General features: G+C 73.0%; 19 protein-coding genes. 6 read left to right on the top strand and 13 right to left on the bottom strand.

The window, feature by feature from the left end:
* Positions 1 to 11: 11 nt before the first annotated feature.
* Positions 12 to 626: an HdeD family acid-resistance protein gene (locus SL103_RS22050; RefSeq protein ID WP_069570684.1), complete on the bottom strand. Its 615-nt coding sequence runs from the start codon at positions 624 to 626 to the stop codon at positions 12 to 14.
* Between the two features lie 359 nt (positions 627 to 985).
* Here SL103_RS22050 and SL103_RS22045 point away from each other — a divergent pair, with 359 nt between their 5' ends.
* Together SL103_RS22045 and SL103_RS22040 are read left to right on the top strand one after the other, a co-directional pair.
* Complete coding sequence (locus SL103_RS22045; RefSeq protein ID WP_069570683.1) at positions 986 to 2,494, top strand: FUSC family protein; 1,509 nt, start codon at positions 986 to 988, stop codon at positions 2,492 to 2,494.
* Between the two features lie 121 nt (positions 2,495 to 2,615).
* Positions 2,616 to 3,662, top strand: a complete 1,047-nt coding sequence (locus tag SL103_RS22040) for a lactonase family protein (RefSeq protein WP_069570682.1) — start codon at positions 2,616 to 2,618, stop codon at positions 3,660 to 3,662.
* Positions 3,663 to 3,680: 18 nt separating this feature from the next.
* Here SL103_RS22040 and SL103_RS22035 read toward each other — a convergent pair whose 3' ends face one another.
* From SL103_RS22035 to SL103_RS22005, 7 genes are all read right to left on the bottom strand, one after another.
* Entirely contained in the window at positions 3,681 to 4,022 is a 342-nt protein-coding gene (locus SL103_RS22035) for a nuclear transport factor 2 family protein (RefSeq protein WP_069574006.1), read from the bottom strand.
* Positions 4,023 to 4,206: 184 nt separating this feature from the next.
* On the bottom strand, positions 4,207 to 5,163 hold the full coding sequence (locus SL103_RS22030) for a sirohydrochlorin chelatase (protein ID WP_397736346.1): 957 nt from the start codon (positions 5,161 to 5,163) through the stop codon (positions 4,207 to 4,209).
* 93 nt (positions 5,164 to 5,256) lie between these two features.
* Positions 5,257 to 6,276 carry an N-acetylglucosamine kinase gene (locus SL103_RS22025; RefSeq protein WP_244304007.1) on the bottom strand — a complete coding sequence of 340 codons (1,020 nt, stop codon included), beginning with the start codon at positions 6,274 to 6,276 and terminating at the stop codon, positions 5,257 to 5,259.
* A complete protein-coding gene (locus tag SL103_RS22020) occupies positions 6,269 to 7,318 on the bottom strand; it encodes a phospholipid scramblase-related protein (RefSeq protein WP_069570680.1) in 1,050 nt (349 codons plus the stop codon). Before SL103_RS22020 ends, SL103_RS22025 begins: the two co-directional genes overlap by 8 nt.
* Positions 7,319 to 7,341: 23 nt before the next feature.
* A complete protein-coding gene (locus tag SL103_RS22015; RefSeq protein WP_069570679.1) occupies positions 7,342 to 8,019 on the bottom strand; it encodes a uracil-DNA glycosylase in 678 nt (225 codons plus the stop codon).
* A gap of 108 nt (positions 8,020 to 8,127) precedes the next feature.
* On the bottom strand, positions 8,128 to 9,213 hold the full coding sequence (locus SL103_RS22010; RefSeq protein ID WP_069570678.1) for a WD40/YVTN/BNR-like repeat-containing protein: 1,086 nt from the start codon (positions 9,211 to 9,213) through the stop codon (positions 8,128 to 8,130).
* A 135-nt stretch (positions 9,214 to 9,348) separates the two neighbouring features.
* Positions 9,349 to 10,452, bottom strand: coding sequence for an NADH:flavin oxidoreductase/NADH oxidase (locus SL103_RS22005; RefSeq protein ID WP_069570677.1), 1,104 nt, complete (start codon positions 10,450 to 10,452; stop codon positions 9,349 to 9,351).
* Positions 10,453 to 10,632: 180 nt separating this feature from the next.
* On the opposite strand from SL103_RS22005, the gene SL103_RS22000 reads away from it, so the two are divergent.
* Complete coding sequence (locus SL103_RS22000) at positions 10,633 to 11,004, top strand: ArsR/SmtB family transcription factor (protein ID WP_069570676.1); 372 nt, start codon at positions 10,633 to 10,635, stop codon at positions 11,002 to 11,004.
* Positions 11,005 to 11,023: 19 nt separating this feature from the next.
* On the opposite strand, the gene SL103_RS21995 is transcribed toward SL103_RS22000, so the two are convergent.
* Complete coding sequence (locus SL103_RS21995; RefSeq protein ID WP_069570675.1) at positions 11,024 to 12,394, bottom strand: FAD-dependent oxidoreductase; 1,371 nt, start codon at positions 12,392 to 12,394, stop codon at positions 11,024 to 11,026.
* A 298-nt stretch (positions 12,395 to 12,692) separates the two neighbouring features.
* On the opposite strand from SL103_RS21995, the gene SL103_RS21990 reads away from it, so the two are divergent.
* Complete coding sequence (locus SL103_RS21990; RefSeq protein ID WP_069570674.1) at positions 12,693 to 13,610, top strand: DUF6214 family protein; 918 nt, start codon at positions 12,693 to 12,695, stop codon at positions 13,608 to 13,610.
* Between the two features lie 70 nt (positions 13,611 to 13,680).
* On the opposite strand, the gene SL103_RS38905 is transcribed toward SL103_RS21990, so the two are convergent.
* Positions 13,681 to 14,055, bottom strand: coding sequence for a DUF305 domain-containing protein (locus SL103_RS38905; protein WP_432215364.1), 375 nt, complete (start codon positions 14,053 to 14,055; stop codon positions 13,681 to 13,683).
* 27 nt (positions 14,056 to 14,082) lie between these two features.
* Here SL103_RS38905 and SL103_RS21980 point away from each other — a divergent pair, with 27 nt between their 5' ends.
* Complete coding sequence (locus SL103_RS21980; RefSeq protein ID WP_244304006.1) at positions 14,083 to 15,543, top strand: LVIVD repeat-containing protein; 1,461 nt, start codon at positions 14,083 to 14,085, stop codon at positions 15,541 to 15,543.
* A gap of 53 nt (positions 15,544 to 15,596) precedes the next feature.
* Here the strand turns inward: SL103_RS21980 and SL103_RS21975 are convergent, their stop codons facing one another.
* The gene (locus tag SL103_RS21975) at positions 15,597 to 16,202 is read right to left on the bottom strand and encodes a TetR/AcrR family transcriptional regulator (protein WP_069570671.1); all 606 of its coding nucleotides are present in this window, start codon (positions 16,200 to 16,202) and stop codon (positions 15,597 to 15,599) included.
* Positions 16,203 to 16,873: 671 nt separating this feature from the next.
* Between SL103_RS21975 and SL103_RS37995 the strand changes: the two genes are divergently transcribed.
* On the top strand, positions 16,874 to 17,767 hold the full coding sequence (locus SL103_RS37995; RefSeq protein ID WP_164492879.1) for a hypothetical protein: 894 nt from the start codon (positions 16,874 to 16,876) through the stop codon (positions 17,765 to 17,767).
* 154 nt (positions 17,768 to 17,921) lie between these two features.
* Here SL103_RS37995 and SL103_RS38900 read toward each other — a convergent pair whose 3' ends face one another.
* Positions 17,922 to 19,355 carry a pentapeptide repeat-containing protein gene (locus SL103_RS38900; RefSeq protein WP_069570669.1) on the bottom strand — a complete coding sequence of 478 codons (1,434 nt, stop codon included), beginning with the start codon at positions 19,353 to 19,355 and terminating at the stop codon, positions 17,922 to 17,924.
* Between the two features lie 101 nt (positions 19,356 to 19,456).
* Positions 19,457 to 20,620 (bottom strand): oxygenase MpaB family protein, encoded by a 1,164-nt coding sequence (locus SL103_RS21960; RefSeq protein ID WP_069570668.1) that lies wholly within the window; start codon positions 20,618 to 20,620, stop codon positions 19,457 to 19,459.
* Between the last annotated feature and the right edge of the window lie 83 nt (positions 20,621 to 20,703).

Here is a 20,703-nt window from a genome sequence, read left to right as displayed (position 1 = left end):
GCCGCCCGCGCTCAGTCCCGGTCCGCCGGCGGGGCGGCCCGGCGCAGCGCGGAGCGCAGGGCGAAGGCCACCGCGAGTTCCAGCGCGCCGAGCACGACGAGCCACAGGCCCAGCAGCCGCGCGAGCGCCACCGCGGACTGCACCGGGAAGCCGAGCACGACGATCCCCGCCACGACGCCGAGCGCGCCGGCGGCGAAGGTCAGGCCCCGGTGCACGAGGTCGCGGTCGGCGATCGCCACGAAGGCGGTCAGCAGGCCCCCCATCACCCAGTAGGCGCCGACGATCAGCGAGAGCGCGGCGATCGTCTGCATCGGATGCCGCAGGCACAGCACCCCCGCCAGGACGGCCACGAGCGCGATCAGCACCCCGGCCACCCTGCCGCCCTGCCGGGCGTCCCGGGAGAAGGCCCGTACGAAGCTGAAGACGCCGGCCAGCAGCAGCTGCAGACCGATGATGACGGCCAGTACCCGGAGCGTCTCGTCCGGCCAGACCAGGATCAGGATGCCGGGGATCAGGGTCGCCAGGGCGAAGCCGAGGGCCCAGTGCCAGGAGCCGCCCAGGGCGCCCAGGACGTCCTGGGCGTCGGCGGGGCCGTGCCGCGGTGGGATATCGGTGGGTGTGGACATGACGCCTCCTCGACTGCGAATGTCCAGCGGACGGCGGGGCCGCGGATCCCCCGTTACGGGTGACCCGGACACCGCTGCCGGGTGGCGCGCCCCGGACGCCGCGCGGACCCGCGGACGGCCCCCCGCGGCGGACGGCCGTCCTCCGCTTCCCCTCCGAAAGCCTCTGCCATTGGCTCGCTTCGGCACCGCCCCAGCCCCGGCATCTGTGCCATTGGCCCAGTACATCCCGCCTGTGTTGAGCCATCAGTACGGGAGGTGCTGTCATGGTGCCGTCGATGGCGCTGCGGACCCCGCGGCGCCTTTGTCATGCCGGGACCCGGACGGGAACGCCGGTACACGGACCGAAGGGGCGGGAAGCTGTGCTGAAGAAGGTGTTCGTGGCTCCGGACCCGGGCCGGCTGCGGCTGCGCAGCGCCACCCGGGCCGTCCTCGGCATCGGTCTGGCGGTGGCCGTCTGCGGCCTCGCCGGCCACTCGCTCGTCGCGGCCGTCACCGGCGGGCTCGCCGCGCTCCTCGCGCTGTTCACCGTCACCGACGCCACGGTCCGCGGCCAGGCGCTCACCACGGCCCTGCTGCCCGCCGCCGGATTCCCGGTGCTGGCCCTCGCGACGCTGCTGCACGACCACCCGGCGGCCCGCGACGCGGCCTTCCTCGCGGTCATGGGGCTGGGCGTCTACGCCCGGCGCTGGGGCCCCCGGGGCCACGCCCTCGGGGTGTTCGCGTTCATGACCTTCTTCGCCACGCAGTTCCTGCACGCGGTGCCCCGCCAGCTGCCCGAACTGTGCGCCGCCGTCACCCTCTCCCTGCTCGCCGCCTCGACCGTCCGCTTCGGGCTCTGGTGCTACGAGCGGCGGCTGCCGCCCGCCGCGCCGCCCGTCACGCTGCACGGCTCCGGCCTGGCCCGGACGACCACCCGCCAGGCCGTGCAGGCCACGCTGGGCGGCGGCTTCGCCCTGCTGGCCGGACAGCTGCTGTCCGACCAGCGCTGGTACTGGGCGGTGGGCGCCACCTGGTGGATCTTCGTGAACACCGCCTCCCGCGGCGAGACCCTCGTACGCGGCTTCCGGCGGATCCTCGGCACGGTGCTGGGCATCGCCGCCGGAGCCGTCGTGGCGCTGCCGCTGCACGGTGCCGCCGTCCCGTCCGTGGCCCTGGTCGCGGTGAGCGTCTTCGGGATCTTCTACACCGCGGCGGTGTCCTACACGTGGATGATGTTCGCGGTGACCGTGATGGCCGGGCTGCTCTACGGGCTCCTCGGCGTCCTGGACCCCGCCCTGCTCGCCCTCCGGCTGGCCGAGACCGGCGTCGGCGCGCTCGGCGCGGCCCTCGCCGTCCTCCTGGTGCTGCCGGTGACCACCCACGCCACCACGGACGCCTGGATCCAGCGCGCCCTGCGCTGCGTCCACGCCTGTGCCGCCGAGGCGGCGGCCCGCCTCGCCGGCTCGGAGACCGCCGACCCCGCACCCCGGGTGGCGGAACTGGAGCTGCTGCTGGGCCGCGTCCGGCTGTCCCTCGCGCCGCTCGTGCACCCGCTCAGCCCGCTGCGCACCCGTAAGGACAAGGCCCGGCGGGTCCTCGCGCTGCTCGACGACTGCGCCCGCGAGCTCCGCGGGCTCGCGTCCGTCGCCGCCGACCCGGAGGCGTCGCACGACGACCGCCTCGCCGCCGCCTGCTGGCGGGTGGAGGCCGCCGTGGAGGCCCTCACCACACCGGGCGCCACCCGCCGCGCACCGGGCGCCGACGCGGCCCTTCCGCACGCCCCGGTGCCCGAGACCGCGCTCGCCCATCTGCACGGCCTGGAGCGGACGCTGGCCGAACTGGCGGCGCCGCTGCGCAGCAACCGGCCGTCACCGCTGGTCGGGGCCTGACGGCCGGTCGGGTCCGGACCCGCGGCCGACGGGAACCGGCCGAAGCCGCCGAACGGCCGGTCCCGGCTGTTAGCGTCGCCGGAGCAGGCACCCGGGCGGGCAGCGGACGAAGGGCGGACCAGTGGCGACGAACGACGGCGGCCGGCGCGCGTACATCGGATCCTTCACCACGGCCGGCGGCCTCGGCATCACCACCGCCGCCGTGGACCCGACCTCCGGGGCCCTCACCCCGCTGCACTCCACCGACGCCGTCCCCAACCCCTCCTACCTGGTGGCGAGCCCCGACGGGCGGTACCTCTACGCGGTCAGCGAGACCCCGGACGGTGCCGCGGCCGCCTTCGCGCTCACGCCCGAGGGGCCCCGGCCGCTCGGCCCCACCGTCCCCGTGGGCGGCGCCGACCCCACCCATCTGACCCTCCTCGGCGGTCACCTCGTCACCGCCAACTACAGCTCGGGCAGCGTCAGTGTGCTCCCCGTACGGGCCGACGGCTCGCTCGGCGGCCCGGCCCGGGTGCTCACCCACGAGGGCAGCGGCCCGCAGACGGACCGCCAGGAAGGCCCGCACGCGCACGCGGTGCTGCCCGACCCCACCGGCGGCCGGCTGCTCAGCGTCGATCTGGGCACCGACTCGGTGCGGGTGTGCACCCTCGGCGCCGACGGCACGCCGGTGCTGTGCGACGAGGTGCGGCTGCGGCCCGGGAGCGGACCGCGCCACCTCGCCTTCCACCCCCGCGGCGACCGCGCCTACGTCATCAACGAACTCGACCCGACGGTGACGGTCTGCCGGTGGGACGCCGGGCAGGGCGCGCTGACGCCCCGGGGGGAGATCCGGCTCCTGACGGACGAGGCGGTGCCCACGGCCACCTTCCCGTCCGAACTGGTCGTCTCCCCGGACGGCCGGTTCGCCTGGGCCGCCAACCGCGGCCACGACAGCCTCTCGGTGCTCGCCCTCGACGCGGCCGGCGACCCCACGCGCCTGGTCACCACCGTGCCGTGCGGCGGCCACTGGCCCCGCGACCTGACGCTGCACCCCGACGGCCGGCACCTGTACGCCGCCAACGAGCGGTCCGGCGACGTCACCTGGTTCACCGTCGACCCGGAGACCGGCATCCCGGCCCGCGGCGGTGCGATCGAGGCACCGGCCGCGTCCTGCGTCGTGTTCGTCTGAGCCGTACCGGGCGGCGGTTCAGCCCGACGGGAAGCGGCCGCCGAAGTACACCTCGATCTCGGCGATCCGGCAGTCGCGCACCGTCTGCACCTCGACGTTGCGGTGCCGTTCGCCGGTCGTCAGCTCGTACTCGTAGCGGACGCACACCCGGTGGTCGTCCAGGGCCACCGCATCGAGGATCTCCTGATGGCGCAGACGGTCCGCGGTGGGGAAGCAGACCTCCAGGAAGGCGGCCTTGCCGATGTGGTCGTCCTGGGGGCTGGTGAAGACGAAGTCGTCGGCGAGCAGCCGGTCGATGGCCTCGCGGTCCTGCGCGAGGTAGGCGCTGAAGGCGGCGCGGACGACGTCGACGTTCGTCATGAACATCCTCCCGAAGGCGCTGAGCGGTCCTCTCACGAGCGTACGGCCCCCGGCCGCCCCCGGGGGGCCGTCCGGGCCTGCCAGGCCCTCTGACGACCCTTCCGCGCCCCTCGGTACGACGGAGGGCCGCCCTGCGCGCTGCGCGGGGCGGCCCTCCGGTGCGGTGCCTGACCTGGGAAGCGTCCTAGCGGACCGGTGCTCCCTGGGCCTGCGTCGGCAGGGTGATGCCCACCGACGCCGCGTAGTTGGACAGGACCAGCCGGCCCACCGCGCCGTACGCGCCCAGCGCCTCGGCCGAGGCGCAGCCGGCCTCCTCCGCCGCCGCCCCCACCAGGCCGTCGGCGATCTCCGGCCCGATCAGGTACGGCGCCAGCGCCAGCGCCTGCGAACCCGACCCGCGCAGCTGCTCCGCCGTACGGGAGATGGCGCCCTCCTCGTCCAGCGCGGCGGCCAGCACCGGCACCGCGAGCCGCGCGGAGAGCAGCATGCCGGTGATGCCGGCGGCCTGCACGGCCTCGTCGCCGCCGACGGTGGCGAGAATGATGCCGTCGGCGGCCGTGGCGACGGTGAACAGCCGGGCCCGGTCGGCGCGCGCCAGACCGGCCTCGGACAGCCGGACGTGCAGTGCCTCGGCGAGCAGCGGGTGCGGCCCCAGCACGTCGGTCAGCTCGGCGCCGGAGCCGCTGTTCATCATGGCCTGGCGTATCCGGCGCAGCAGCGCGCTGTCCGGCCCGGCCAGCAGCGGCACGACGACCGCGGCGGGGCCGGGGTCGGGGCGCCCGTCGACCTCCTCGCGGGCCTTCTGCTCGGCGGCGGCGCGCGTCAGCACGGCCTCCAGGGACGGGAACTCGTCGTCACCGCCGTCGACGTAGCCGATCCGGGCGTCGAGGCCCGGGAGTTCGGAGCGGGCGATGCTGGAGACCTCCTCCGCCAGGCTGCGCGAGGCGGAGGTGGGGGTGCCGGGCACGGCCAGCACCAGGGCGGGTGCGCCCTCGGGTGCGGCGAGCGGCTCCGGCCTGCGGTGGCGGCCGGACTGCCGCGCGCGCGGCATACGTACAGGCAGGCCGGGTGCGGCTCCCGGGCTCGGGGATGCGGCTTCGGAATGGGGCGAGCCAGGTGCGGGCCCAGTGGGGGAACTCATGGCGCCGCATGCTAACGCCTCGGACCACCCCCGCGCGGAGGGAGGGTTCGCTGCTGAGGTATCCGTCCCGATTTATCCCGCGCGTCTTCGCCGTCACCCCCGCGCAGGCCGTGTGATCTGCAACAACTTGGGATCCGGGGGCAGCAGCAGGCGGTCGCCGGCCAGTGCCGCGGCGATCGTCAGGGCACCCTCCAGCGGGCTCTTCCCGGCGGCCGCCGGACGAGCCCCGGGCAGCCGCTCGGCGAGCGCCCGGCGCAGCGGGGCGAGCAGCGGTTCGCCGATGCCGAACAGTCCGCCGGTCCAGGCCACCGCGGTCCCTTCGCCCGGCGGGCAGACCGCGGCCGCGGCGTCGGCGATGTGTTCCGCGGCGGCCCGCAGGATGCCGAGCGCCACCGCGTCCCCGCCGCCGGCGCGGCGGCCGACCTCCGGGGCGAACGAGGCCAGTACGGCGGGCCGGTCGGCGCGTGGGTAGAGCATGCCGGGCAGCCCGGTGACCGGCCCGAACACCGCCTCCGCCGACGCCAGCAGGGCCGCCGAGCCGCCGGGCCGCCCGTCGTGCGCGCGCAGCGCGGCCTCCAGGCCGGCCCGGCCGATCCAGGCGCCGCCGCCGCAGTCGCCGAGCAGATGGCCCCAGCCGTCCGCGCGGCGCCAACCGCCCGCCGGGGTCAGGTCGGTACCCAGGGCGATCATGCCGGTGCCCGCGGCGACCACCGCCCCGGGCCGCTGGCCCAGCGCACCGGCGTACGCGGTCACCGCGTCACCCGCGAGCGCGAGCCGGCGCACCCCGAGGGCGGCGGTCAGCGCGCCGGGCAGTCGGGCGCGCAGTTCGTCACCCAGCGAAGCCATGCCGGCCGCGCCCACGCACACCGCCGCGAAGCCGTCCGCACCGACCTCGCGCGCCAACTCCTCGGCCGCGGGCAGCAGTTGGGTGAGCAGATGGTCCGCTTCGATACCCCGCGGGCCGGTGCGCACCGGCTCGGCCGAGGCGGCCGACGCGAGCGGGCGCACCGCGGCGTCATCGGCGCGCGCCACGGCGATCCGCAGCCCCGAACCGCCGGAGTCGACCCCGAGCACATGACCGCGGGCGGTGCCGCGGTCGGCGGGCTCACCCAAAGCCGCGGGCGTCCTGCTTGAGGGCGGTGTCGACGGTCAGGGCCGTGGCGACGACCAGGCTCAGCAGCGGGTCGGGCAGCTGGTGGTGGATCTGCAGGACGTAGTTGTCCGCGGTCGTGAACATCGTCTTGGCGAGGCCCTCCCAGGTCTTGGTGATCCGGGCGACCTCGGTGTCGGCGTGGTCGACGATCGCGAAGTTCCAGGCCCGCCAGTTCTCGGCCTTGATGGCGCCGATCTGCTGGCCGTTGACCGTCATCGCGAAGTTGATCTTCCCGATGGCGTTCTGCTGGACGATCTCGCCGACCGGCGAGCCGTCCGGGCGCTGCACGATCACCTTGGACTTGATGATCTTCGCGGGCCGGGTCAGCACCAGCTGCGGCTGGCCGTACGCGTCCCGGATCTCCAGCTTGTGGGTCATGTACTGGTCGAGGCTGGAGACGACCCGCAGCACCTTCTTGGCCGTGCTCTGGCCCACCTGGACGACCGCGCCGAGGGCGTTGCCGTGCTGGTCGAACACGCCGTACTCGTTGGTGACCTCGATGAGCTTGGCCTTCTGGTTGACCACCAGCACCGGCTCGGTGAAGAGCGTGCCGCCGCCGGGGCCACCGGGGGCCACCCCCGCCTGCTGCTGGCCCTGGTACCCCACCGCGGCCGGGTTCGCGCCCGGCTGTCCCGGCATCGGCTGCCCGGCGTACGGCTGCTGCGCCGGCCCGCTCTGCTGGGGGTGGCCCGGGCCCGGCTGCCCGTACGCGACGCCGCCCTGCTGCTGCCCCGGATACGGGGCCTGCGCCGGGGCCGACTGCTGCGGCGCGAACTGCTGCGGCATCGGCTGCTGGGTGGGCTGCCGGTCGGCGGGCCGGGCCGCCTGGGCCTGCTCGGGTGCCGCGGTGGACCGGTCGGCCGCACCGCCGGCGACGTGCGCCGCCTGCTGCTGTCCCGGGTGGGTGTGCGCCGTCCACTGGGACCCGTCCCACCAGCGCAGTTGGTGGGGGGTGCCCTGCGGATCGGCATACCAGCCCGCAGGGATGTTCGCATTCGTCATGCCGGGCACACTATCGCCCGGTGTCAGGGCAGCCTCCAGTCGACCGGCTGCGCGCCCTGTCGCGCCAGCAGGTCGTTCACCCGGCTGAAGGGACGCGAGCCGAAGAAGCCCCGGTCGGCGGACATGGGGGAGGGGTGCGCGGACTCCACGGCCGGCAGATCGCCGAGCAGCGGCCGCAGATTGCGTGCGTCGCGCCCCCACAGCACCGACACCAGCGGACGCCCGCGCGCCACCAGCGCCCGGATGGCCTGCTCGGTGACCTCCTCCCAGCCCTTGCCGCGGTGCGCGGCCGGCTTGCGGGGCGCGGTTGTCAGCGCTCTGTTCAGCAGCAGGACGCCCTGGCGCGTCCAGGGGGTCAGATCGCCGTTCGACGGCCGGGGCAGCCCGAGGTCGGAGTGCAGCTCGCGGAAGATGTTCTCCAGGCTTCCGGGCAGCGGGCGGACGTCCGGCGCCACCGAGAAGCTCAGCCCGACCGCGTGCCCCGGCGTGGGGTAGGGGTCCTGCCCGACGATGAGCACCCGCACCTCGTCGAAGGGCTGTTGGAAGGCGCGCAGCACATTGCTGCCGGCCGGCAGGTACGTGCGTCCCGCGGCGATCTCCGTCCGCAGGAAGTCGCCCATCGCGGCGATCCGGTCGGCAACGGGCTCAAGTGCCTTGGCCCAGCCTGGTTCGACAATGTCTTGGAGAGGTCGTGCAGCCACGGGATCACCCTACTGGCCGAGGCCCCCCGGGCCTCAATCCATGGCCCGCGCCCGGCCCCGCGACGGCTGCGGCGGCCAACCGCCCCGTCGCGCCGCCGCGTTGCCCGCTCACGCCAGGGCGGCCGCCCGTACGCACAGCACATCCGGGAGGTGGGAGGCCAGCTGCTGCCAGCTGTCGCCGTCGTCGGCGCTGGCGTACACCTCGCCGTTGCGGTTGCCGAAGTACACCCCCGCGGGATCGGTGTCGTCCACGCAGAGCGCGTCCCGGAGCACCGTGCCGTAGTGGTCCTCCTCCGGAAGGCCGTGGCTGAGTGGCTCCCAGCTCCCACCGGCGTCGCTGGTGCGGTAGACCCGGCAGCGGCGCCCGGCGGGCACCCGGTCGATGTCCGCGGTGATCGGGAAGAGGTAGGCGACATCGCCCCGATGCGGATGCGCCGCCGTGGCGAAGCCGAAGTCCGAGGGGAGCCCGGCGCCGATGTCCGTCCACGTCGCGCCCGCGTCGTCGCTGCGGTAGACGCCCCAGTGGTTCTGCAGATACAGACGGTCGCGGTCGACCGGGTCCTGCGCGATCTTGTGGACGCACTGGCCGAACTCCGGATGCTCGTCCGGCAGGAAGACCACCTTGACGCCCTTGTTGGACGGGGCCCAGCTGGCGCCGCCGTCACGGCTGCGGAAGACCCCCGCGGCGGAGACCGCGACGGTCACCGCGTCGGCGTCCCGCGGGTCGGTGACCACCGTGTGCACGGCCAGCCCGCCACCGCCCGGCACCCACTTCTCGCGGCTCGGGTGGTCCCACAGCGCCCGCACCAGCTCGAAGGTCTCGCCGCGGTCCTCGGACCGGAACAGCCCGCCGGGCTCGGTGCCCGCGTACACCACATCGGGCGCGGCGGGGCCCGCGGGGTGCAGCTGCCACACCCGCTCCAGCGAAGTGCCGGTGTATTCGGGGTACTTGACCGCCGGGCGGGCGGGCTCGTGCCAGCTCTCGCCCAGGTCGTCGGAGTGGAACACCGAGGGACCCCAGTGGGCGCTGTCGGCGCCGGCGAGCAGTCGGGGGGTCGCACGGCGGGTGTCGATCCCGAGGGAGTACACCGCCTGCGCGGGGAAGTGCGGGCCGCTGAACTCCCAGTCCCCGTGCCGTCGCCGGCCGAGGAAGAGCCCTTTGCGGGTCCCCACCGCGAGCAGTACGTCAGTCATTGCAGGACACCTCCGGGACGCCGTTGTCTCAGACAGTGGCCAGTCTGCACCCGGCCACTGACAACGGCGTCCCGGAGCGCATCCGCGCAGGTCAAACGGTGCGGTGCGGCGCCGGCCGTGCCGCACGCCGCGACCTCAGACCGCCCGGTGGTACGGCTCGGGCACCCGGACCGTCGCGCCCAGCTCCCGCGCCGCGTGCTGCGCGAAGCTGGGGGAGCGGAGGAGCTCGCGGCCGAGCAGCACGGCGTCGGCCTGGCCGTCCGCGACGATCTTCTCGGCCTGCCGCGCCTCGGTGATCAGCCCGACCGCGCCCACCGCGAGCCCGGTCTCCTTCTTGACCCGCTCGGCGAACGGCACCTGGTATCCGGGGCCCGCCGTGATCCTCGCGTCCGGGGCGTTGCCGCCCGTGGAGGTGTCCAGCAGGTCGATGCCGCGCCCGGCGAGGTCACGGGCGAAGCGCACGGTGTCGTCGGCAGTCCAGCCCTCGCGGTCGTCGCTCTCGTCCTCGGTGAGCCAGTCGGTGGCCGAGATGCGGAAGAAGACCGGCAGCTCCGCCGGCCACACCGCCCGTACGGCGTCCACGACCTCCAGCGCGAACCGGGTCCGGTTCTCGTACGAGCCGCCGTACTCGTCGGTGCGGCGGTTGGTGAACGGGGACAGGAACTGGTTGATCAGGTAGCCGTGCGCACCGTGGATCTCCGCCACCTCGAAGCCGGCCGCCAGCGCCCGGCGCGCGGTCGCCGCGAACTGCTCGACGATCTCCCGGATCCGCTCCACGGGCAGCTCCGCCGGGGTCGCGAACCCCTCGCCGAACGGCAGCGGGCTCGGGCCGACCGGCTCCCATCCGTACCGCTGACCGGGCAGCAGCGGCGCGCCCCGGTCGACCCAGGTCCGCTCGGTGGACGCCTTGCGCCCGGCATGGGCGATCTGGATGCCGGGGACCGTGCCCTGCGCCTTGAGGAAGCCGGTGATCCGCCGGAACGCCTCGGTCTGGGTGTCGTTCCACAGGCCCAGGTCGTACGGGGTGATCCGGCCCTCGGGGCTGACCGCGGTGGCCTCGGTGAGGATCAGGCCGGTGCCGCCCGTCGCCCGCGCGGCCAGGTGCTGGAAGTGCCAGTCGCCGGGCGCGCCCTCCGCCGGGCCGTCGGGGGCCGCGGAGTACTGGCACATGGGCGCCATCCAGAGGCGGTTCGGGACGGTCAGCGAGCGAAGGGTGATGGGCTCGAACAGTGCGCTCACGGCGGGCTCCTGTACCTCGGGAGGAAGGGGTTCTGGGTGAACCCAGGCTCGTACGATAGGCACCGTACTACGGTGGATGTCAAACTACGATGCCTCTCGTACAATGGGCACGCGGACAGGGCGGCCCCTCGGGGCCGGACGTCCCGGAACCGTGCCCCGCAGACCGATTCAGGAGCCGTCATGCCGACCGATACGCCCGCAGCGGCCGCCCCGTCAGGCTCCAGGTCGCTGGAGCACCCGTCCCGTGAGGACATCCGGCTGGCCGACGTGCTGCACGCCCTCGCCGACCCCATGCGGCTGTGCATCGTCCGTACGCTCGCCGCCGCCGAGGGCGAGCTGAACTGCGCGGACATCGAGCTGCCGGTCAGCAAGTCCACCTGCACCCACCACTTCCGGGTGCTGCGCGAACACGGCGTCATCCAGCAGCTCTACCGGGGCACCGCCAAGATGAACCGGCTGCGCACGGCCGACCTCGAAGAACTCTTCCCCGGCCTGATCGACGGCGTGCTGCGCGCGGCGGACCTCCAGGCCCGGCGCCTCGCGGAGGGCTAGCCCGTACCCGCCGGCGGGGTCACCGGGTCGCGCCCGCCGAGCGCGCCGCCTCCAACAGGCCCGCCCAGTCCGGGAGCTTGACGGTGCCCCGCCCCAGCCCGTGCCCGAACGCGGCCTCCGCGGCCTCGATGGCCAGCCAGCCCGGCCACGTCACCGGCCGCTGCCCGGCCCGGGTCAGCGCGGTCACCGGGTCCTCGGCCGCCGTACGCCCCGCGAGCGCGCCGGCGTCCGCCAGCAGGGACTGCGCGGTCTCCTTCGCGCACGGCCGGTTGGTGCCGATCACGCCCGTGGGCCCGCGCTTGATCCAGCCCGCCACGTACACCCCGGGCAGCGGCGCGCCCTCCCGCAGGACCCGCCCCGCCTGATGCGGCACCGTCCCGGTCGTCTCGTCGAACGGCAGCCCCGGCTGCGGCGTCCCCCGGTAGCCGACCGAGCGCAGCACCAACTGCCCCTCGATCTCCTCGAATTCACCGGTTCCCACGACGCCGCCCCGCCCGTCGGGCGCGGTCCGCTCGAACCGCACCGCGCGCACCCCGCCGGCCGCGTCCCCCAGCATCTCCACCGGCCGCAGGAAGAACCGCAGATGGATCCGGCGCCGGCGCGCCACCGGCGTGGTCGCCCCGGTCGGGCGCTCCGCCCAGCCGCGCAGCACCTCGACGTTCCGCCGCCCCACCGCCGGCAGTCCGGCCGGGTCCCGGTACGCCGGGTCCAGCGCCAGCTCGGCCGGCCGCACGTGCACCTCCGTACCCGGCAGCGAACCCAGTTCCCGCAGCTCCTTGGTGGTGAACTTGGCCTGCGAGGGTCCGCGCCTGCCGACCATCCACACGTCTTCGACGCGGCTCTCCGCCAGCGTGCCGAGCGGCAGCTGCGGCATGTCGGTCAGGGCCAGTTCGGCCGCGCCGCGGGAGAGCATCCGCGCCACGTCCACCGCCACGTTCCCCACCCCGATCACGATCGCGGACCGCGCGGCGAGCGCGAAACGGGTCGTGGCCGCGTCCGGATGCGCGCTGTACCAGGCGACGAACTCGGTCGCGGCATGGCTGCCCGGCAGGTCCTCGCCGGGAATGCCCAGATGGCGGTCGGTGGCGGCCCCCACGCAGAACACCACCGCGTCGAAGATCTCCCGCAGCTCCGGCACCCCCAGCCCGGGGCCGACCTCCACATTCCCCAGGAAGTGCACCCGGGGGTGCTCCAGCACCGCCCGCAGATTGTTCTGCAGCGACTTGATCTTCTCGTGGTCGGGGGCCACGCCGTAGCGCACCAGCCCGTACGGGCAGGGCAGCCGGTCCAGGACGTACACCTCGATGTCCGGTACGGTCTGCTGCTCGATCAGGGACTGGGCGGTGTACACGCCACTGGGCCCGGAACCGATCACTGCGACACGAAGCACGAGTGGCCCCTTCCGCGGGTTACCCCCAGCATCGCACCGGCGGGGACGCGGCGGGAGATGCGCTATCGGGGTTGCTCCCGGTGGGATGAGCGTGCCGCGCTACTGGGCCGGGTGAGCTGGGGGCTAGGTTTTCAATGTGTCGGAAAGTGACTTTTATACCGTTAATCACCGATATGAAGCCCAGGGCGCGCCACGGGAGTGGCCCACGTGGGAGCTGCGCGCGCACGGTTCGGCCGCGCCCGCTGCCGGGCCCGCCGCCCCGGGCGGGGCGACCGGCTCCGACGGCCGCGGGGGCCCGGTGCCCCGGCTCGATCCGCTGGGGCCCTGGTGCAGCGCCCGGCTGACCTTTGCCGACGGCGCCCGCGTCGACGTGCTGGTGACGGTCTCCGACGACCACATCACCGTCGAGGACGTACGCGCCGACCCGCCGCTGCCTCTGGACGGCCTCGCCGACCTGGCCCACTGGATCGAGGGGCCGCTGGACGACGCCTTCCGCGCGGCCACCGGCCGGCCCCGCAAGGCCCGCCCGGCGCCCCGCGGGCCGGGGCCGGCAGCGGCGTCACCGGAGCGGGAGGGCGGACCGATGGCCGGCCCGCCCCGCAAACCCGTGGCCGGTCCGGCACCCGACCCGGTGCCGGCGGGCGTGCAGGAGCCGGTGTCCCGCACGGCAGCCGGAACGGCGATCGAGGACGCGTCCGCCTCGGAGACCTGTGTGACGGCAGAGCTGCCGGCGGGTACGGCCCAGGAGTCGCCGGCATCCGCGCCGTCGGAGCCGCCGGGCGGTGCGGTGACGGCGCCCGCTGCGGAGTCAACGGCGGCGCCGGCGACCGACGGACCGGCGGTGGAGGCGGCAGCGCATCCCGTGGACGCCGGGCCGCGGCCGGCGGCGGGGGAGGCGGACGCCGCGGGGACGGACGCGGCGGGGCAGGGTGTGGCGACCGGAGCGGACGCGCCGGTGGCGACGCCGGCGGAGACCGCGGCGCCCGGGCCGGGAAAGGCGGCGGAGGAACCCGCCCGCTCCGCCCTGCTCGCCCGGTCGCGGGCCGCCGAGCGCCGCAAGCTCGCCGCGGAGGCGTACCGTCAGGCCCAGCGGGAGGGGCGCGATCCGGTGCTCGCGGTCATGCTGGCCACCGGCCGTAACCGCCGCCGGTCGCTGCGCCTGATCGCCGGCGCCCGCGACGAGGGGCTCCTGACACCGCGGCACAACAAGCGCTGACGCCTCAACTTCCTTACGCGGCACACCCCTTGGGCGAGACGTGCCGCTGACGGGGTCGGGCAGGCAACCGCTACCGCGGGGCCCGCAGCCGCTCCATCCGTCCGACCTCGGCGCTCTGCTGCGCGATGACGTCGTTGGCCATCTCCGCCACGAGCGTGTCACGGCCCCCGGAGAGCGCATCGGTGGCCATCGAGACCGCGCCCCGGTGGTGCGCGATCATCAAGCGCAGGAAGAGCGCGTCGAAGCCCGCCCCGCGCGCCGACCGCAGGCGGTCGAGCTGCGCGTCGGTGGCCATGCCGGGCATCGCGCCGTGATGCTGGTGGCCCTCCGCGGTGCGCGGCGCGCCATGACTGCTCAACCACCCTTCCATCGCCCCGATTTCGGGCCCCTGGGCGGCCGCGATCCGCTCCGCCAGCCGCCTGACCGGCGCGGGACGTCGTTGCACAGACCCCGCGCGCGGAGCGGACCCCGCGTGCGGCGCAGATCCCTCGGCGCGGCGGCCGCGGCACTCGGACTGGTGGCCGCCCTCTTCGCGTCCGGCCCCGCGGCCGCGACCCCCGACCCCGGCGACCACCCCGCGGCGACCGGGAAGACGATCCCGGGCCAGGAAGCGGCTACCCGCACCGCGATCAAGAACGGCGAGATACCAGGCGTCGACGAGGTCGTGCACAGCGACAATGTCCGCCCGCTCGCCCACCTCCCCAAACAGGCCCTGCGAGGCACCAATTCGGACCTGGCGTTCCAGGGGAAGTACGCCTTCGCCGGCAACTACGACGGCTTCGTCATCTACGACATCTCCCGGCCCGAGGCGCCCAGGACCGTCAGCCAGGTGCTCTGCCCCGGTTCGCAGAACGACGTGTCGGTCTCCGGGAACCTGCTCTTCCTCTCCACGGACTCCTCGCGCACCGACAACTCCTGCAGCAGCACCCCGCAGCCCGCGACCGAGAAGTCCTCCTGGGAGGGCATAAAGGTCTTCGACATCACCGACAAGGAGCACCCCGCGTACGTCGCCGCCGTCGAAACCGCCTGCGGCTCCCACACCCACACCCTGCTTCCCGAGCGCCGCGACGTCTACCTCTACGTCTCGTCGTACGCGCCCAGCGACGCCTTCCCCGACTGCCGGCCGCCGCACGACGGCATCTCCGTCATCAAGGTGCCGCGCTCCGCCCCCGAGAAGGCCGCCGTCATCGACTTCCCGGTGCTCTTCCCGGACGGCGGCAACCCCGGCGCACCCACCAACCCGGGCGTCACGCCGACCACCGGCTGCCACGACATCACCACCTTCCCCACGCTGAAACTGGCCGCGGGCGCCTGCATGGGCGACGGCATCCTCATGGACGTCTCGAACCCGGCCGCGCCCAGGGTCATCGACCGGGTCCAGGACAACGTCAACTTCGCGTTCTGGCACTCGGCGACCTTCAACGAGCGCGCCACCAAAGTGGTGTTCACCGACGAACTGGGCGGCGGCGGCGCGGCCACCTGCAACGAGAAGGTCGGCCCGCACCGCGGCGCCGACGGCATCTATGACATCGTCGGCAAGGGGACCCACCGCAAGCTCGTCTTCCGGAGCTACTACAAGATCCCGCGCCACCAGGCCGACACCGAGAACTGCGTCGCGCACAACGGCTCCCTGATCCCCGCCAGGAACCGCGACATCATGGTCCAGGCGTGGTACCAGGGCGGGGTCTCCGTCTGGGACTTCACCAACTCCGCGGAGCCGAAGGAGATCGGCTATTTCGAGCGCGGCCCGCTCTCCGCCGACTCACTCGTCACCGGCGGCGCCTGGTCCGCGTACTACTACAACGGCCACATCTACTCCAACGACATCGCCAAGGGCTTCGACGTCCTGAAGATCACCGACCGTCGTACGGACAGCGCCGACACGGTCCGGATGCGCGAACTCAACGTCCAGACCCAGCCCGACTACCGCTGACCCACCACCGCTGACCCACCGCACCTGGAGCGCTCCACCACCCGCCGGGCGGCTCAGTCGTCCGGCGGGTCGCCCGACTTCCAGTCCAGCCCGTACCGCTGGAACAGTTCGGCCCGCAGCCGGGCCCGCGGCATCGGCGCACCGGGCAGCAGCATCGCCACCACCGTCCCCATCAATAGCGCCCGCAACAGCGGATAGTCGGCATCGGGGTCCCGCGATCCGAACGCCACGACCGTGTCGCGCAGCAGCTGGGCCAGCCGCTGCTGCTCGGGGCACTGGATGAAGCCCTCGGCTGCCAGGATCCCGGCCATGTGCGTGCGCATCAGCAGCGGGCGGTCGTGCGCCAGCCCCAGGATCGCGTCGATGGCACGTGCCAGCAGCTCCCGCCCGGCCTCCGGCCCCGTCGGCCGTGGCTCGCGCTCCAGCGCCGCCTGCAGGGTGCGGTGCATCAACCGGTGCACGGCCGACTGCAGCAGCTGCCGCTTGCCCGGGAAGTAATACGAGATCAGCCCGCGCGCCGCGCCCGCCTGCTGCGCGATGTCCCCGAGCGTGGTCGCCTCGTACCCGCGCTCTCCCACCAGATCGACCGTCGCCTGCAACAGCCGCTCGCGGGAGCGCCGCCGCAATTCTTCATTGACCGATGCGTTGCGGGGGGACATCCTGTAACTCCTGCGTTGACTGGCTGCGAGCCAATATACTCAGGACGACTCCGGATGTCCGTCCCCCGGACGGAATCCGGCCAGACCGCCTGATTCGGGCGACGCGGGGGATCGCCCGAATCGGGTGCGGTATGCCGGTCCACAGCGGACTTCGTGTCCGGTGGACCAACTCAGGGCACACCCGGGGCACTTCCGAGGAAGTCTTCGACGGCCTCGCGAGCGCCCTGACCTTCGTCCGCGGAACAGGTGCGGGTGGGTGCCCATGGCGGCCTCGCCGGTGTCGCCGAGCCGCGCGGCCACGGTCTTCGGCCCGGCCCGGTGCGCGATGAGCACACCGGCGTAGGCAAACCGCAAGGTGTGCATCGCGGTTCCTTCGACAGGCCCGCCCGCTTGACGGCCTTCGGCCCCAACTCCTCAGCGAACACGCACCCCTTGGCGAGCACCGCTCGACGGTCCGGAGCATGTGCAGGGACCGCCACGCCGGGTGCGAGAGCTTTTCTGTGGGCGGCTGCGCCGAGCCGACGTGACGTTGCGGGTGCTTCTCGCTGGTCGTATGTTCGAGTTAGGGATCTGATCAGCAGAAATGAGCGTCCGGAGTCCGGGATCGGGCAATTCGTGGCATCGCTCAGCTGCATCGATACCGTCAACCCTTTTCCGTTGTGGAGAGTCCCATGACTGAATTCAACGAGCCAGTTCGGGTCAATGTCCAAAATGCAACCGCTGTGGAAGCGCACGCCCAGGGCTCCGGCGTAATCGCCGAAAGCGCCTCCTGGATGGGTGTCTACGGAAAAACTAACAGTACGTCAGGCGGGGCCGGCGTTATGGGAGAAGGCGGTCAAACCGGCGGTCCTGGAGTGATCGGGAAGAGCCAAAGGTGGCACGGAATCTACGGGGAGACCTCAGCCCAGGGTGAGACAGGCGCAGCGGCAGTGTGGGGCGACAACAAGGCCAACGGGTCTGGCGTCGTGGGCGTCAGCGTCGACGGCGCCGGCGTCTTCGGCGCGAGTACAAACGGCCCCGCCGGGGTTTTTGAGGGGCGCATCAGAGTCACCGAACAACTATGGGGGGAATCCACAATCGTTGGGCATGCGAAACACGCTGGTACATGGGCCGCGGAATTCTACGGAGATGTGTGTACCACCGGTGCAGTCCGGCCGTGCGGTTCCGACTACGCGGAAAACTTCGATACGGCGGAAGGCGCCGAGCCGGGGACGGTGCTCGTCATCGGCGAGAACGGTCTCTTCGCCCCGTGCAGCGATGAGTACGACACAAGTGCAACAGGCGTCGTCTCCGGGGCTGGCGGACTCAACCCTGGCAACGTCTTGGAAGGGGAAACCAAGGGCCCGCACCACGTCACGGTCGCCCTGGCGGGGCAGGTCTACGTCAAGGCTGATGCAGCCTACGGCGCAATCTCCGTCGGCGACCTGCTGACCACCTCTCCCCACGACGGCTTCGCCATGCGGGTGGCGGACCGTCCACGCGCCGTAGGTGCAATCATCGGCAAAGCGCTCTCCTCGTTGGCCGGCGGGACCGGGCTCGTAAGAATGCTGGTCGCGAACTCGTAAGAGCTGGCACAGGTGCGCCATACCCACGCCCCCGGCGCGTGGGTATGGCGAGCAGGGCCCCGCCGGCCAAGATGGCCTGCTTCTTGGTCGGGACCTGGTCCTGGGGAGGCCCTGGTACCCGAATCGGGGGCGGGCCGGTTCCCGTGACTTGCGGTCAGGGCTGCGCTTCCTGGCCGACGGGACCACCGGTCGCGGGACCGGTCTCCTGTGCGCTGTGCCGGCATGCTGCGCGGAGGGTCGGAGGCAGTCGGGCCCCGTCGATCGAACCGGCAGCGAGCAACTGGTCCGCAGTCAATCCCCGGGCCGTGCGCAGGTCGGCCCCGGTCAGATCAGCGCCGGTCAGGTCTGCGTCGGTGAGGTCGGCGTTCCGCAGCCTCGCCCCGATGAGGCCGGCGTTCCGCAACACGGCGTTGTTGAGGCGGGCTTGGTCGAGACAGCTACGGTCGAGGCGCACCGGCTCCTCCTCTGCCGTGGCCCCGGTCAGGTCCGCACGGGTCAAGTCGGTGCTCACCAGGCGGGCCCCCGACAACTTCGCCCCGCGTAAGGTTGCCAGCTGCAGATCTGCCCTGGACAGCTCGGCATGGCGCAGATCTGCGCCGGTGAGGTCACAGTCCACCATGTCCGCCTCGAAGAAGAGCGCCGCACGCAGATCGGCGCCCTCCATCTGCGCGTGGTGGCAACGGGACTTCGTCGCCCACACCCGGCGAAGGTCGCACTTTTCCAGGCTCGCCTGTCTCAGCGCGGCACGGGCCAGGACGGCGTCGGTCAGCACTGCTCCGCTCAGCTGCGCCTTCACCAGGTGCTGGCGGAACATCTGAGCGCCGGCGAGGTGACATCCGCTGAGATCGATACGGGACGCATACAGCTTGGCGCGCCTGGTGTTGAGTGCGGTCAGCGCTGCCTGGACGTCGGCCGCCGGCTCCTCTGGGTCCGAGGACGTGTACCCCTGGGGGAGAAGAAGACCTGAAGCCGCTGCCTGCACGCCCCGCGGCGCGCCCCGTTCCGCCTTCGGCGCCCGGCGGCGGATGAAGGTGCGGACGATGTGCGTGACGTCCCCGGCCTGCGCCGGCGCGTCATGGATGATCTGCTGCAGCGCGATGACGCCGCCGACGCGTACGAACTCTTCCTGGGACTCCAGGCGCTCCAGGGCCTTGGAGAGCCGATCCGTCACCTGGCCGCGGCGGATGAGCCGGTAGTTGCGGGCGGTGTAGAGCAACGCGATCACACCGCCCGCGGCAGCGCATGCCTGAATGACGGCGAGCCGGTACTGCCCGACGGCCTGTGCGCGCTCAGCGGGTTTCAGGCCCTCGTAGTGCGGCAGGAGCGTCGAAGAGACCGGCTCCCACAGGTGCTGGCCCCACAGCCAGATCGCGGCCGCTGCCACCAGTGCGATCAGGAGGCGGATCTGGCGGTCACGGCGGTACCGCAGCCAGACGAGGAGGGAGAGGGTGACGACGACGGCCAGGCTCGCGGCCGCCAGCAGCCAAGCCGCGATCTTGTTGCCCTTCACCACCGTCTCGAGGAGCGACACGTACACCACGCCGACCAGGGCAGAAGCCGGTAGCGCGAGGAATGCAGTGAGCAGCACGGCGCGAGCGATTCGTACTCTTCTCTTGTATGCCACCGGCCAATTCCAGCCCGAACAGGGAGCCGGCGCGGCCCATTTGGGAGGTTCTTGGCCTGGCCGGTTCAGGCGGTGATCGTCGGGGGCGGGGGTGTCCAGCGGCGGGTACGCGGGACCGCCGAGGAGAGGCCGTAGTCCTTCTTGAGCTGTTCGGGGATCGCATAGTGCATGACCCGGCCGCGGGTGAGGGAGGAGAGTTCGAAGAGGGTCGTGAGGTGGCCGAGACGGTCGAGTGCCCAGGCGCCCAGGGGGGAGCGGTCCTCGATGGTCTCCAGTACGTGCAGCAGCGCGGGGGCGGCCTTGACGGCCGTGTCCCACGCGGTGCGGGGCACCTGGAGCCAGTCGGCACAGGTGTCACCGATCAGATAGCGGATCAGGGCGGAGACGACGGGGTCGAAGAACGTGCCCGGGACGACCTCCTCGTACAGGTCGATCAACTGCCGGGTGAGGTCGGCGCCTTCCTGGCTGGGGCCCATGTGGCGGGTCATGTACAGGTCGGAGAACTGGCGGGCCTGCTCCAGGTTCTGCGGCACCTGGCTCTGGTCGACCCCCAGCATGGCGCCCACCACGCGCCAGGCGTAGTAGTAGGACTCGGCACCGTCGACGCTCATGTGGATGCCGAGCCGGTGCAGGGCGTCCAGGACCTGTAGGGAGAACATCATCTGCCCGCCGATCATGTCCTCCTGACAGATCGGCGTCCCCAGGGCCTCGACGTCCCAGTGGCCCTCGCGCCGGAGATGGTGGCGGATCGACGCGTGCAGCAGACGCACCTTCTGGGCCGCGGGGAGGAAGCGGCTGCCTGCCTCGAAGGCGTCCGGCTGCATGAGGAGGACGGTGAATTGCCCGGTCTCGGCCATGCGCTTGGCCGGATACTTCAGCCCGTGCGTCGCCGACAGCAGCATTGCGACATGCGGGACGAGGTAGCAGGCCGGCATCGAGGCGAAGGACAGGGCGGTGGCGATGTGCACGTTGTTGTCGATGAAGAACAGCCGTGCCTTCTCCATCTCACCCCAGTCCACCCAGGCCGGCGGGGAGCTGGTCTGGTGCAGGTAGTCGCGGGCCACCTCCGGCAGCCCGTCCGGCAACTCCTGACCTGCGGTGGACACATAGCGCATCAGGGAGTTGAACTTCCCTACCTCCCCGCGCTCGAAAAGCGTGGCGACCGTGGCGTCGGCCAGCTCGTCGCCGGCCCCGCGCAGGGCGTTCAGGGACTGCTCGGTATAGGTCATGCACAACTCCTTCGGCAGGGGGGCGAGCAGGAGAGACGGCCGGGTCGCGCGCGCCGGCGGGCGGCTCGCGGTGGTGCCGGACA

The organism is Streptomyces lydicus (assembly GCF_001729485.1).
Taxonomy (GTDB): Bacteria; Actinomycetota; Actinomycetes; order Streptomycetales; family Streptomycetaceae; genus Streptomyces; species Streptomyces lydicus_D.
This window is presented reverse-complemented; position numbering and strand designations above follow the sequence as displayed.

Bases quoted from the DNA above. Each gene is read 5' to 3' on its own strand.
- SL103_RS22050 (WP_069570684.1), bottom strand. From the start codon at position 626: ATGTCCACACCCACCGATATCCCACCGCGGCACGGCCCCGCCGACGCC.
- SL103_RS22035 (WP_069574006.1), bottom strand. From the start codon at position 4,022: ATGACGAACGTCGACGTCGTCCGCGCCGCCTTCAGCGCCTACCTCGCG.
- SL103_RS22030 (WP_397736346.1), bottom strand. From the start codon at position 5,163: ATGAGTTCCCCCACTGGGCCCGCACCTGGCTCGCCCCATTCCGAAGCC.
- SL103_RS22020 (WP_069570680.1), bottom strand. From the start codon at position 7,318: ATGACGAATGCGAACATCCCTGCGGGCTGGTATGCCGATCCGCAGGGC.
- SL103_RS22010 (WP_069570678.1), bottom strand. From the start codon at position 9,213: ATGACTGACGTACTGCTCGCGGTGGGGACCCGCAAAGGGCTCTTCCTC.
- SL103_RS22000 (WP_069570676.1), top strand. From the start codon at position 10,633: ATGCCGACCGATACGCCCGCAGCGGCCGCCCCGTCAGGCTCCAGGTCG.
- SL103_RS21975 (WP_069570671.1), bottom strand. From the start codon at position 16,202: ATGTCCCCCCGCAACGCATCGGTCAATGAAGAATTGCGGCGGCGCTCC.
- SL103_RS37995 (WP_164492879.1), top strand. From the start codon at position 16,874: ATGACTGAATTCAACGAGCCAGTTCGGGTCAATGTCCAAAATGCAACC.
- SL103_RS21960 (WP_069570668.1), bottom strand. From the start codon at position 20,620: ATGACCTATACCGAGCAGTCCCTGAACGCCCTGCGCGGGGCCGGCGAC.